General features: G+C 40.4%; 12 protein-coding genes and 1 other RNA gene. 11 read left to right on the top strand and 2 right to left on the bottom strand.

All coding sequences use genetic code 11. The annotated features are described in order from the left end of the window. The first annotated feature begins 80 nt into the window (after positions 1-80). The gene (locus tag FUA25_RS03300) at positions 81-1,187 is read left to right on the top strand and encodes a M14 family zinc carboxypeptidase (protein ID WP_147755459.1); all 1,107 of its coding nucleotides are present in this window, start codon (positions 81-83) and stop codon (positions 1,185-1,187) included. Between the two features lie 50 nt (positions 1,188-1,237). On the opposite strand, the gene FUA25_RS03295 is transcribed toward FUA25_RS03300, so the two are convergent. Next, positions 1,238-1,744, bottom strand: a complete 507-nt coding sequence (locus tag FUA25_RS03295) for a DUF4920 domain-containing protein (RefSeq protein ID WP_147755458.1) — start codon at positions 1,742-1,744, stop codon at positions 1,238-1,240. A 159-nt stretch (positions 1,745-1,903) separates the two neighbouring features. Between FUA25_RS03295 and FUA25_RS03290 the strand changes: the two genes are divergently transcribed. The 6 genes from FUA25_RS03290 to FUA25_RS03265 all read left to right on the top strand — a co-directional run bounded on the left by FUA25_RS03290 (position 1,904) and on the right by FUA25_RS03265 (position 8,270). After that, positions 1,904-3,316 (top strand): APC family permease, encoded by a 1,413-nt coding sequence (locus FUA25_RS03290; protein ID WP_147755457.1) that lies wholly within the window; start codon positions 1,904-1,906, stop codon positions 3,314-3,316. 285 nt (positions 3,317-3,601) lie between these two features. Beyond that, positions 3,602-4,438 carry a 1,4-dihydroxy-2-naphthoyl-CoA synthase gene (locus tag FUA25_RS03285; protein WP_147755456.1) on the top strand — a complete coding sequence of 279 codons (837 nt, stop codon included), beginning with the start codon at positions 3,602-3,604 and terminating at the stop codon, positions 4,436-4,438. 56 nt (positions 4,439-4,494) lie between these two features. Next, the gene (locus FUA25_RS03280) at positions 4,495-5,106 is read left to right on the top strand and encodes a PH domain-containing protein (RefSeq protein ID WP_147755455.1); all 612 of its coding nucleotides are present in this window, start codon (positions 4,495-4,497) and stop codon (positions 5,104-5,106) included. Continuing rightward, on the top strand, positions 5,096-6,598 hold the full coding sequence (locus FUA25_RS03275; protein ID WP_185146644.1) for a PH domain-containing protein: 1,503 nt from the start codon (positions 5,096-5,098) through the stop codon (positions 6,596-6,598). The genes FUA25_RS03280 and FUA25_RS03275 overlap by 11 nt, the downstream gene beginning before the upstream one ends. A 45-nt stretch (positions 6,599-6,643) precedes the next feature. After that, a complete protein-coding gene (menA, locus tag FUA25_RS03270; protein WP_147755691.1) occupies positions 6,644-7,573 on the top strand; it encodes a 1,4-dihydroxy-2-naphthoate octaprenyltransferase in 930 nt (309 codons plus the stop codon). Between the two features lie 16 nt (positions 7,574-7,589). After that, on the top strand, positions 7,590-8,270 hold the full coding sequence (locus FUA25_RS03265) for a metal-dependent hydrolase (protein WP_147755453.1): 681 nt from the start codon (positions 7,590-7,592) through the stop codon (positions 8,268-8,270). Between the two features lie 8 nt (positions 8,271-8,278). Here FUA25_RS03265 and ffs read toward each other — a convergent pair. After that, an RNA gene (ffs, locus tag FUA25_RS03260) (signal recognition particle sRNA small type) lies at positions 8,279-8,376 on the bottom strand. Between the two features lie 47 nt (positions 8,377-8,423). Between ffs and FUA25_RS03255 the strand changes: the two genes are divergently transcribed. The 4 genes from FUA25_RS03255 (at position 8,424) to FUA25_RS03240 (ending at position 12,531) form a co-directional block, all read left to right on the top strand. Then, positions 8,424-8,999 carry a DUF4199 domain-containing protein gene (locus tag FUA25_RS03255; RefSeq protein WP_147755452.1) on the top strand — a complete coding sequence of 192 codons (576 nt, stop codon included), beginning with the start codon at positions 8,424-8,426 and terminating at the stop codon, positions 8,997-8,999. A 19-nt stretch (positions 9,000-9,018) separates the two neighbouring features. Continuing rightward, positions 9,019-9,969: a glycosyltransferase family 2 protein gene (locus FUA25_RS03250; protein ID WP_147755451.1), complete on the top strand. Its 951-nt coding sequence runs from the start codon at positions 9,019-9,021 to the stop codon at positions 9,967-9,969. 89 nt (positions 9,970-10,058) lie between these two features. Beyond that, positions 10,059-10,760, top strand: a complete 702-nt coding sequence (locus tag FUA25_RS03245; protein ID WP_147755450.1) for a GIN domain-containing protein — start codon at positions 10,059-10,061, stop codon at positions 10,758-10,760. Between the two features lie 52 nt (positions 10,761-10,812). Next, positions 10,813-12,531, top strand: coding sequence for a phospho-sugar mutase (locus FUA25_RS03240; RefSeq protein WP_147755449.1), 1,719 nt, complete (start codon positions 10,813-10,815; stop codon positions 12,529-12,531). Positions 12,532-12,561 lie beyond the last annotated feature (30 nt).

The raw sequence follows: 12,561 nt of genomic DNA, 5'->3' as shown, positions 1-12,561 counted from the left end.
GTGCGTTTAATAATATTACAAAAGTAAATTTTAAAATCCCGTAAAAAAAAATTAAATTTGAGAATTGTAAAAAGTGATTGATGCCTGAAAATTTTGTTTACTGTAAAAACCCTCATTTCCCAAACCGGTATATTTCCCCGGAAAAATTATTTAATTACCTACAGACGAATTTCAGCGACTGTATTTCAGAAGCCGGAACCTCTTATCTGGAAAAGCCCATTTACATGATGACGCTGGGAAAAGGCAAAATAAGAGTCCTGGCATGGTCGCAAATGCACGGTAACGAAGCAAATGCTACTTTAGCAATGCTGGATCTGCTGGAGATATTCAAGCATCATCCTTCGCTGAAAGAGGAATTATTTTCGAAAATAACGCTGGATTTTATTTTTATGCTGAATCCAGACGGTTCTGAAATCTGGAACCGGAGAAATGCGCTGGACATCGATATGAACAGGGATTTTTTTCAGCTTTCAAGCAAAGAATTCCGCATTCTAAAAACGATTGCTGAAAATGGAAAGTACAAATATGCCTTGAATCTCCATGAGCAAAGAACGATTTTTACCACTGACGGAGAAAATCCCGCTACCCTTTCATTTTTAGCCCCTTCGGTGAATCACGAAAGAGAAATTACGCTGGTCCGTAAAAAAGCAATGGCAGTAATTTCAAGGATTTTTGAAGAACTGAATAAGGAAATTCCCCAGCACATCGCCCGGTATTCCGATGAATTTTATCCTACGTCAACAGGTGATAACTTCACGAAGATGGGAATCCCAACAATTTTATTTGAAGGCGGACATTTCCCGGAAGATTACATGAGGCAGGTCACCCGAAAATATTACGCGCATGCTTTGTATGAAGGTCTGAAAGCAATGGGTGAGTTAAACGGGGCGTCGGAAAATTGGGAAAAATATTTTGAAATCCCCGAAAACAAAGACACGCATTACGATATTATCTACCGGAATGTGAAAATGAATACCGATTTTGAATGTATTTTGGATATTGCTGTACAATATCGGGAAGAAATTCTGAATGGTGATGATGAAATTACTTTTACTCCTGTTGTGGCAGAAGTAGGGGACATTGGAAACAAGAAAGGCTGGAAAGAAATCGACTGTACCGGAAAAAAATTCGTTTCCGAAAGAAGATTTCCAAAGCTGGAAGCGGAAGTTGATTTCACGATCGAATAAAAAAAAGCGAAGTCACGGACTTCGCTTTAATGTTTATATGTATCGCTAAACTACTTGATTACTTTGATTCCGTTTGCTACAAATCTGATTTCCTCCTGTGGCTGGGTTATCGCATCAATTTCTTCCTGAGATTTTTTTGCATCTTCTGCGTAATGCTTCTGTTCGTCAACAGAAATAATTTTTGTTTCGGCATTCCCTTCCAAAACGACGGTTTTGCCTTTTAAAGCAGTCGGAACAAAGAAGGCATAATCTTTCATCTTCACAAAAAATTTCTCGTTGTTATCGGTTTCCACTGTCAACCAGCACCCTTTTTTATCGCAAACGTCGGTCACTTTGCCGACAACCGAAATATTTTCGAGTTTTTTGCTCTTCTTTAATTTTTTGTCGAGTTTCTTTGCCGAAATGGCGTTGGTTTCTGAATTTAAAGAAACGTTTGAGCCATATACATCCCCAACAGCTGCATTTCCGGCAGGTGGACTGAACTTTTTTGTGGCAGTTTCCTGTGCAAAGATCAGGGTTGAAAGTAACAAAGTAAATAGGAGTGCTAATTTTTTCATTTGATATTTTTTGCGAAATTAATTATTTTAAACTTAAAATGAAAACACAGCAAATATAATATGCCGTTTTACTGTAATTTTTTGATAAACTGATGAGTCTTTTGTAAAAATTTCTATATTTACTTCCATTAAAACAAACTTATAACCTGAAACATAAAAATGCAGAAAAAACTCAAACTGTGGGACGCCACCATGCTCGTAATGGGCTCTATGATAGGCAGCGGAATATTTATCGTAAGTTCGGATATGATGCGGAATCTCGGCTCAGGATACTGGCTAATCGCGGTATGGATCATCACCGGAATCATGACAGTGGCGGCGGCCATTTCTTACGGCGAACTTTCGTCGATGTTTCCGAAGGCGGGCGGTCAGTACACCTACATGACAGAAATTTTCGGAAAAATGACCGGATTTTTGTACGGCTGGGGTCTTTTTACCGTTATTCAGACGGGTACCATTGCAGCGGTTGCCATGGCTTTCGGGAAGTTTACTGCTTATCTTGTTCCGTGGCTGAACGATTCTGCGCCACTTTTTCAAAGCGGAAATTTTAAAATTACCTGGATCCAGATCTTAGCAATTTTAGTGATTCTACTGCTTACATTTATCAATACCAAAGGCGTTAAAAACGGAAAAATATTGCAGAATCTGTTTACGGCTTCCAAAATACTGGCATTGCTCGGAATTATCATTTTCGGATTTTTACTGGTGAAGAATTCGCAGTGGTCCGGAAATATGAGTTTTGGATGGAGTGCATTTCAGGATTTCGGCAGAGAAGTAGGAAACGACTTAATGCCAACCGGATGGAAATCCATCGGAAGCCTTACCCTTCTGGGCGGGATCGCCGCGGCAATGGTAGGTTCGGTCTTCAGTTCGGTTGCATGGGAAAATGTGACTTTTGTTTCGGGAGAAATCGAAAATCCTAAAAAAAATGTGGTAAAATCAATGGTTTTGGGAACTACGGTGGTCATGATTTTATATCTTCTCGTCAATTTTGTATATCTGAATGCTCTTGACCGCGACGGAATTGCCTTTGCGGATAAAAACCGGCCCGCAGTTGCTGCTTCAGAAGTTATTTTTGGGAATATCGGTACCGTGATCATGGCGATTTTGGTCATGATTTCTACATTTGGCTGCATCAACGGACTGGTTTTGGCAGGAGCAAGAGTCTTTCAGACGATGGCGAAAGACGGCCTCTTTTTTAAATCCGCGATTGTGAACAATGAACACAGCGTTCCGGAAAGATCTCTGTGGATGCAGGGAATATGGGCTTCAGTTCTGGCGCTCAGCGGTCAGTACGGCGATCTTCTGGACATGATTTCTTTCGTGATTGTATTGTTTTATATGATTACCGTTTTCGGGGTGATTTATTTAAGAATCAAGAAACCGGAATTGGAAAGGCCTTATAAAACCTGGCTTTACCCTATTGCGCCAATTATTTATCTACTCATCGGGACTGCGTTCTGTGGGTTGCTGATCTGGTTCAAGCCACAGTACACTTGGCCAGGATTTATTCTGATATTAATTGGTTTACCGGTTTACTGGTTCATCAGCAGAAAGAAAACGGAGCAGTAAATTTCATTAAGATATTCAGTTGATTTTCATTTGTGGTTTCGGCCCCGTCGTAGACGGGGCCGAAACCATTTATCGATGTTTTTCGGAGCTAAACTGAGATTTATGTATTGACATCGTTCAAATAATATTTTTCAAAAAAAGATTGCAGTGAAAGCGGGACCCTCATTTCAAAAAACACACGAACATCTTGCACCTCAAAAAAGACGCTAAGTTTGCAATAAGCAGGCGTTTTTCCTTTTGTCCAGGCCCCAAAAATCCTTATCTTTACCCCAAAATTGTAAGAAAATGACCGACTGGAAAACCGTAAAGGAATACGAAGATATCACCTATCAGAAATCCGGCGCCGTAGCCCGAATTGCATTCAACAGACCGGAAGTGCGCAACGCCTTCCGTCCGAAAACCACTTCCGAACTATATGATGCTTTTTACCATGTCTCGGAAGATGCTTCCGTGGGTGTGATATTGCTCACTGGAGAAGGACCGAGCCCGAAAGACGGTGGACATGCATTCTGCAGCGGAGGCGACCAGAAAGCACGCGGCGAACAGGGTTATGTGGGTGATGACGGACGTCACCGTCTTAATATTCTGGAAGTCCAAAGACTGATCCGTTTTATGCCGAAAGTGGTGATTGCGGTCGTGAACGGTTGGGCAGTGGGTGGCGGACATTCGCTGCACGTGGTTTGTGATCTGACTTTGGCCAGCGAAGAACATGCAATCTTCAAACAAACCGATGCCGACGTGACGAGTTTTGACGGCGGTTACGGTTCTGCTTATCTGGCGAAAATGGTCGGGCAGAAAAAGGCGCGGGAAATTTTCTTTCTAGGAAGAAATTATTCTGCGAAAGAAGCTGAAGCAATGGGAATGGTGAACGCCGTAATTCCACACGCTGAACTGGAGGAAACTGCCTATCAGTGGGCTCAGGAAATTCTCGGAAAGTCGCCAATGTCCATCCGCATGCTGAAATTTGCCATGAACTTAACCGACGACGGAATGGTGGGGCAGCAGGTTTTCGCAGGTGAAGCTACACGTCTGGCTTATATGACCGAAGAAGCGAAAGAAGGGCGGAATGCATTTCTGGAAAAAAGAAAACCGAATTTCGGGGAGAATAAGTGGATATCTTAATTCTCACGGTCACATTTTATATTTTGAAAACATCCCTTATCCAATAATCCCAAACGATGCAGGAATTTCATAACAATTCTATTCTTGAACATGATTTACCAGATTTTGAAAATTTGGAACTTAAGCCCGTTTCTGAAAAATATTTGAAAGTGGTAATTTTTAACAGTGCTGTTTTTTCTTTATTGTTATGGATTGCGGGTGGCGTAAGCTATTATTTTTTGCGGGATGTTTTTATGTATTCTTGGTTGGTATTTATCGTGGTTTTTTCATTGATGATCATCCGTTTCATTACATCTTACTACGCGTTTTTTCAAAGAAAGTATGCATTTCGGCAACAGGATCTGGTATATCATTATGGACTGCTGAAAAAGACCACCTTCATCTTTCCTTACAGCAGAATACAGCACAGCGCTTTGCAGGAAGGCTGGCTATCGCGGAGTTTAGGCCTGAAATCATTAAGCGTTTTTACGGCGGGTTCAGAAGCGTCGGATCTTACGATTCATGGTCTGCCTAAAGAGATTGCAGAAAAATTCAATCAGCTGATCTTGCAAAAAATACAAGATCCGAGTTCCAATGGTTCATTTGGTACAGGAGACGCAAATCCATTTTCTACTGAAACCCAACTGGGAGAAACTGTTGCCCAATCCGAAGAGCAAGATGGAAAATAATGCATTTTCAAGACCCCAGCGACAGTCGGCAAAAGGAATTCTACTGATTACAGTTGTTAATTTCGGAAAATTTCTGAAAGCCATCTGGCCTCTTTATCTGTTTGTTTTCTTTAAACAGAATGAATATCAGTGGCTGATGATGTTGGCTTTAACAGCACTACCTTTTCTTTTTTTCGCCGTTATTTCTTATTTCCAGTACCGAAATTTCTCTTATTTTATCAATACCAAGACGGGAGAATTCGTGATCCGGAGTGGAATTATCAATAAAAAGACAATCAGCATCGAGAAAATTAAAATACAGGAGGTCAATATTAACCAGCCTTTTATTCATAAGGTTTTAAATATCTTTAAACTGGAAATCGACACGCCAGGAAGTGATACAAAAGAGGTGCGTGTAAATGCTATTTCTTACCAAAATGCACTTGATCTGAAAAATTATCTATTGGAAAACAGAGGTTCTGCAGTATTAACGACAGATCAGACGCAACTTTTGAGTGCACCACCGCCGGAAAATAAAGTCAGTATTTCCATCGCCTCTTTACTGAAATATGGACTCACCGCCAATTACCTGAAAAGTTTCCTCGCCATCATTGCATTTGCATTTTATATGGGTAAGAATGCCATCGAATTTTTAAAAGAGCAGTCGGCTGAAGATTTTATTGTTGAAAACCGAAAAGCATTCGCTGTGGCGCTGCTGGAAAATTTTTCTGTCCTTGGCATTGCAGGGTTCATATGCCTTATTTTTTTAATGGGAATTGTGGTGAATGTAATTTTGAATCTGGTGATGTATTTCAACATGAGAATCACAAAAAATAGCAGCCGGCTGTCTTTGGAGTATGGCCTTATTAATACAAAACATGTGATTATTGCTCCCCATAAAGTACAGATGGTGATTGAAATTCAGAATTTTATTCAAAAAAAGATCAATATTCTGCATTTAAAATTCCGACAGGTTTCCGGCGAAGAAGATCATAAAGAGTTACATAATTCAATTCCCGGATGCAGTAAAACGGAACGTAATGATTTTTTAAAATTCATCTGGAAAATTCTTCCCCAATACCAATATTCCTTAAAACCCCACCCCAGAACACTCATCATCTCGAGTCTTATTTTTGTCGGCATCCCGATTATTATCAGTATTTTCGTGCATTCCATTTTTAAGGAATACTTCTGGCTGATTTTGCTTTACGGTGTGCTCGCAGAGCTGATGCTCATTGCATCGTTCCGAAACAGCAGGCTTTATTACAATGAATATTTTCTTTGCTTAAAATCGGGTATTTGGGATATTGAAAAGAAAACGGTCGAATATCAGAAAATACAATCCATAAAGGTTTCACAGTATATTTGGCAACGCAAAAATGATTTGGGATCAGTGCATTTTTTTACGGCGGGTGGTAAAATTTCTTTCCGAAGCACCCGGTTCAGCAAAATAAAAAAACTGGTGAATTATGGTTTGTTTAAGGTAGAAAGTGACCAAAACCACTGGATGTAGAGATACAATTTCATAATATAAATGGTATTAAAATTTGATATAATGATGACAGACTGGATAAAAGCCGCAAGATTGCGCACTTTGCCGCTATCGATGAGTGGAATTATTATGGGTTCTTTCATCGCACGTTGGCGGATTATCGAAAATGGCGGAACCTGGGACTGGAAGATTTTTGCGATGGCCTTGCTGGTCACTTTGCTTTATCAGATCCTTTCCAATTTTGCAAACGATTACGGCGACGGAATCAAAGGAACCGACGAATTCCGGACCGGTAAAGCTGAATCAAGAGCGGTTGCTTCCGGTAGAATAACAGCTGGGCAAATGAAGAATGCGGTAATTCTGTTCGCAATACTTTCATTTGCAGCAACTTTAGCACTGCTTTATCTTGCTTTTTTCAGAGAAAATTTAATGCAGGAATTTTACATTTTTGTGGGACTTGGGATTGCATGCATTTTAGCTGCGGTTGGATATACAGTTGGTAAAAAACCTTACGGTTACCTCGGTCTGGGCGATGTCTTCGTCTTTGTATTTTTCGGACTGGTATCGGTTTGCGGAAGTTATTTTCTATTTACAAAAACTTTCGACTGGGACATCCTTTTGCCCGCAACCGCAATCGGAATGCTGAGTGCAGCCGTTCTTAACCTGAATAATATGCGGGATATTGAAAGTGATGCCTTGAGCGGAAAAAAAACCCTGGCTTTGCGCCTTGGTTTCAAAAAAGCGATGGTTTACGAAGTGATACTGCTCCAACTGCCATTAATTCTGATGCTGGTTTTTATGATGATGAACGGACTTCACACCCAGGGAAAATATTATGCTTTTATTTTCTTTATTTTGATGTTTCCCATGACGGGACTGAGAAGAAAAATTATGCAGATAAAAAACCCCCAGGAACTGGATCCTTTTTTGAAACAGGTCGGTATTATAACATTGATTATGAGTATCATGGTGGCTATAGGACTGAATTATTTTTAATTAAATTTTGAAAAATATGAAAATACAATACCTTGGACAAAACTGTTTTTTGTTCACTTACAACGGAAAAAACATCTTAAGTGATCCTTTTTACAATTTTGGAAAAGCACAGTCGGGTTTCGACATCACAGCCCAGAAAATTGATTATGTTCTCATTACGCATGCGCACGGCGACCATACTGCAGATGTAAAAGAAGTTCTGCAGCACCATCCTGATGCACATGTTATCGGACAGCCGGAAATATGCGGTTATTTCGGACATCCAAATTCCATCGACATTAATTTTGGGGGTTCTGCAAAATTGGAGGACCTGAAAATCTCAATGGTTCCGGCAAGCCATACGAGCTCGTTTCCTGACGGAACCTATGGCGGCGAACCTTCGGGTTACATTTTCAGATTTCCCGGGAAAAACGTCTATTTAGCCGGCGATACCGGTGTGATGGCAGATATGGAAATGTTTCCGAGGCTTTTCGGCAACATTGATCTAGCGATTCTTCCTATCGGTGCGCACTACACGATGTGCGCCAGAAAAGCCAGCTTTGCAGCTGCTGAACTTTTGAAAACAAAAAAGGTAATCGGATGTCATTTTGACACGTTCGCACCGATCAAAATTGATCACGCTGAAGCTAAAGGGCATTTTGATGAAAAAGGAGTGGAGTTGGTATTGCCTAAGCTGGGAGAAACCTTTGAAATTTAGGCATAAAAAAATGGCAAGCGATCTACATCACACCGCTACAACCGTTTACCTTTGCTGCGTTCCCACCCTGGAGGGGTCACAGGAGCTGGTTGTGTAGGACTTGCCGGTGCAAATATACAAAAATTAGTAAAATCTGAAACAAAAATTTAATTTATGTCAAAAAATCCAGTAACATTGGGTATTATCCTCTTCATTATCACCATGTTAATTTTCTTTACGGTATATTATATCAGTGGGGTGAACTATTTCAATACTTCCCTTATGATGAATGCATTCCTATTGCCGGTGTTATACTGCATTTTTGCTTTTGTTTCCGTGAGAACTTTCTGGAAAGAAAAAGGGGTGATTAATTTCAGAGAATCTTTCAGCAGAGCCTTTACCCCAATGTTTATCGGAGGTTTTCTTTCTGTTTTAACCATTTTTGTTTTTCTGAATTTTATCGATACCGATGCGAAGGCCTTACTGAATTATCAGTATGTCGAACGCCAGAAATCGGAACTTACCAATGAATACGAGAAAGCCAAAAAAATCCTGGCGAAAGATCAGGACATTCAGGAACTGGAACAGAAATATCAGGAAAGGCTTCAGAGTTTTGCTCCGGAACGCATTAAAAACAAAGACATGCTCACAGCGAGCCATTTTTCAGCATATTTTGCTGCAATCCTGATTTTTTACCTAATTTTATCGCTGTTTTTCGGGGCATTCTTCCGAAGCAGAAGCGCAAAATAAAATACTTTTTAAAAAATAAATGAATTTATCCATAATCATCCCTTTACTCAACGAAGAGGAGTCCCTGGAAGAACTTTTTTCAAGAATCGACAGCGTTTGCAACACTGCCAAACTTACCTATGAAATCTGGTTTGTTGATGACGGAAGTACCGACCTTTCCTGGAGCATCATCGAGAATCTGAAAGTGCAGCATCCGCAGATTCACGGAATTAAATTTTCCCGAAATTACGGGAAATCTCAGGCGCTTCACGCGGCTTTCGAAAAAGCGAACGGCGAAGTGATTATCACCATGGATGCTGATCTGCAGGACTTTCCGGAGGAAATTCCTGAACTTTATCAGATGATCAAGGAGGAAAACTACGACATTGTTTCCGGCTGGAAGAAGAAACGTTATGATAATGTGATGACGAAAAATCTGCCCTCAAAACTCTTCAATTCTGCTGCAAGAAAAGTGTCCGGAGTCGAACTTCATGATTTCAACTGCGGCTTGAAAGCCTATAAAAAACAGGTGGTCAAATCCATTGATGTTTACGGAGATATGCACCGCTACATTCCGGTTTTGGCGGCTAACGCCGGTTTCAGAAGAATCACAGAGAAAGAAGTTCAGCATCAGGCAAGGCCTTACGGTACTTCAAAATTTGGTACCGAGAGATTTGTACGCGGATTTCTGGATCTTGTCACGCTCTGGTTTATAAGCCGTTTTGGTGGACGTCCAATGCATTTTTTCGGCGCGGCGGGAACGGTGATGTTCATCATTGGTTTTCTTTCTGCGCTCTGGCTTGGAATTTCAAAATTAATCGATGTTTCGCGTGGAATTTACGGACATCTTTTAACTGATAATGCCTGGTTCTTTATCGCTTTAACGATGATGGTTCTCGGAACGCTGCTTTTTATAGCTGGTTTCCTTGGCGAAATGATGATCCGCACCACGCGTGAACATAAGAATTACAATATTGATGAAATAATTTAACAGAAAGTAGATTATTCAAAAGTTTCAACAAAATTCCGAACTGCTTTCAACTCAATTCTCAGATGCAGAGTTCCCTAAAATTAAAATTGATGAAGAATTTATTGTATGTTATCTTCGTATTCACTCTATTTTCCTGCGGAAAAATTTCTCCGAAAGGTGACATTCAGAGCAAGGATATTGCGGTGGAGGAATTCGTTAACCTCAATCTCGACGGGAAATTTAGGGTGTTCTATATTCATGCTTCAAAGAGTTTTGTAAATGTTGAAACCTATCCGAATATTTTAGATAACCTTAAAATAAAAGTGAAGGATAAAACCCTCACAATTGAGGAACGAAGACCAACAAAAGGGGTTGATTTCTACAACATAACGATTTATTCTAAATACAGTTTAGAAAAGGTAGACCTGTCGGATGCTGTTGAAATGAACATTTCGAGCGAAATAAAAACGGATCATTTCAGACTGAATTTAAAAAATAATGCTAAATTTATTGGTTCGGTAAATTCAAGACTTGCAGACTTGCAGATGACCGGGAAAAGCCGGGCTAATTTTTCAGGGAAAACAAAAAATGCTGTCCTCAAAATCTCGGATACGGCCAGTATTATTGCTCCCTATTTTATCATGGATAACTTAAACATCGATTCCAAAAATGAAAATTATGCTGAAGTAAATGTGAAGGATTCTTTAAAAGGCAGCGTCAACAATACCTCGAAACTGGTGTATTACAACGATCCCATCCGCGCCTTCAAAATAGGCAAGAATGCAAATGTTCAGAACAAAATACTGGAATAATTTAAAATTCCAATTAAATTTCATCAAGTCAAACGACCTTAAATAACCAACCATGACCACTTTAGAAAAAGCAAAACTCTGGCTTACCGATACTTTCGATACAGAAACAAAAAATACCGTTCAGCAATGGATCGACACCAATTCCGATGATCTCGAAGACTCTTTTTACCGCGAACTCGAATTCGGAACCGGCGGAATGCGAGGAATCATGGGAGTTGGAACAAACCGTCTCAACAAATACACGCTCGGACAGGCAACGCAGGGTTTGGCCAATTATCTTCGTTCCCAGTTTCCCGGAGAAAAAATTAAAGTCGCAATTGCCTACGATGTGCGCAACAATTCCAGAGAATTTGGAAAAATGTGTGCAGATGTGCTTACCGCAAACGGAATTCACGTGCTGCTTTTCAAAGAACACCGTCCAACTCCTGAACTTTCATTTACCGTGCGCGATAAAAAATGCAACGCCGGAATCGTTTTAACCGCTTCTCACAATCCGCCTGAATACAACGGTTATAAAGTTTATTGGAATGACGGTGCCCAGATTGTTCCTCCTCACGATGAGATGATCATTAAGGAAGTGTATTCTGTAAAATTTGACGAAATTAAATTCAGTGGAAACGATGATCTGATTGAATGGATCGGAGAGGAGCAGGATGAAGTGTATATTGATGCCTGTATCGAAAATTCCCTTTATCAGAAAGATAAAACAGGGTACGATAATCTGAATATCGTTTTCACCTCCATCCACGGAACCACTTATACAACGGTTCCGCAGGCTTTAAAAAAAGCGGGATTCACAAAAATTGATCTCGTTAGGGAACAGATGATTCCGAGCGGAAATTTTCCGACGGTAGCTTCTCCAAATCCTGAAGAACCAGCAGCTTTGGAAATGGCCATTGATTTGGCACGGATTACGAACGGCGACATTGTCATCGGAACTGACCCTGATGGCGACCGTCTAGGAATTGCGGTGCGTAATCTGGATGGCGAAATGCAGCTCCTGAACGGAAACCAGTGCAACACGATTCTTACTTATTATATCCTTGATCAGTGGAAAAAAGCCGGCAAAATTACCGGAAAAGAATTTATAGGCTCTACGATTGTTACTTCGGATGTGTTCTTTGATATTGCAGAAAAATTCGGAGTCGACTGTAAAGTAGGACTTACCGGATTTAAATGGATCGGTAAAATGATCCGGGATTTTGAAGGAAAAGAAAAATTTATCTGCGGTGGCGAAGAGAGTTTTGGGTTTATGACCGGAGACTTTGTGCGCGATAAAGATTCGTGTGGCTCCATTTTGCTGGCCTGCGAAATTGCAGCCTGGTGCAAAGCCAACAACAAGACGATGTATCAGTATCTGATCGATATTTACAAAGAAGTCGGAATGTACTATGAAGGGCTCATTAATGTTACAAAAAAGGGAAGAGAAGGTGCCGGTCAGATTCAGCAGATGATGAAGGATTTCCGCGAAAATCCTCCCAAAGAAATTGCCGGGTCACCGGTTGCCGAAGTAAAAGATTTTCAGGAACAGACCTGTCTGCATCTCAAAGAAAACAAAAAATTGGCAATGGATGACATTCCAAAATCCAATGTACTGATTTATTATACCGAAGATGGCACAAAGGTTTGTGTCAGGCCTTCCGGAACGGAACCAAAAATCAAGTTTTATGTTTCAGTCAAAGATTCCGTTACTTCTGAAGATGAATTCAAAGAAAAACTGTTGATTCTTGATCAGAAAATCCAGCGGGTAAAAGCTGATTTAAAACTTTAATTAACCAGATCTACGGGGTTATTAAAGCCC

This window comes from Chryseobacterium sp. (assembly GCF_008014695.1).
GTDB lineage: Bacteria > Bacteroidota > Bacteroidia > Flavobacteriales > Weeksellaceae > Kaistella.
Note: the sequence above shows the minus strand (reverse complement) of the source record. Positions and strands in the feature narration are given on the sequence as shown.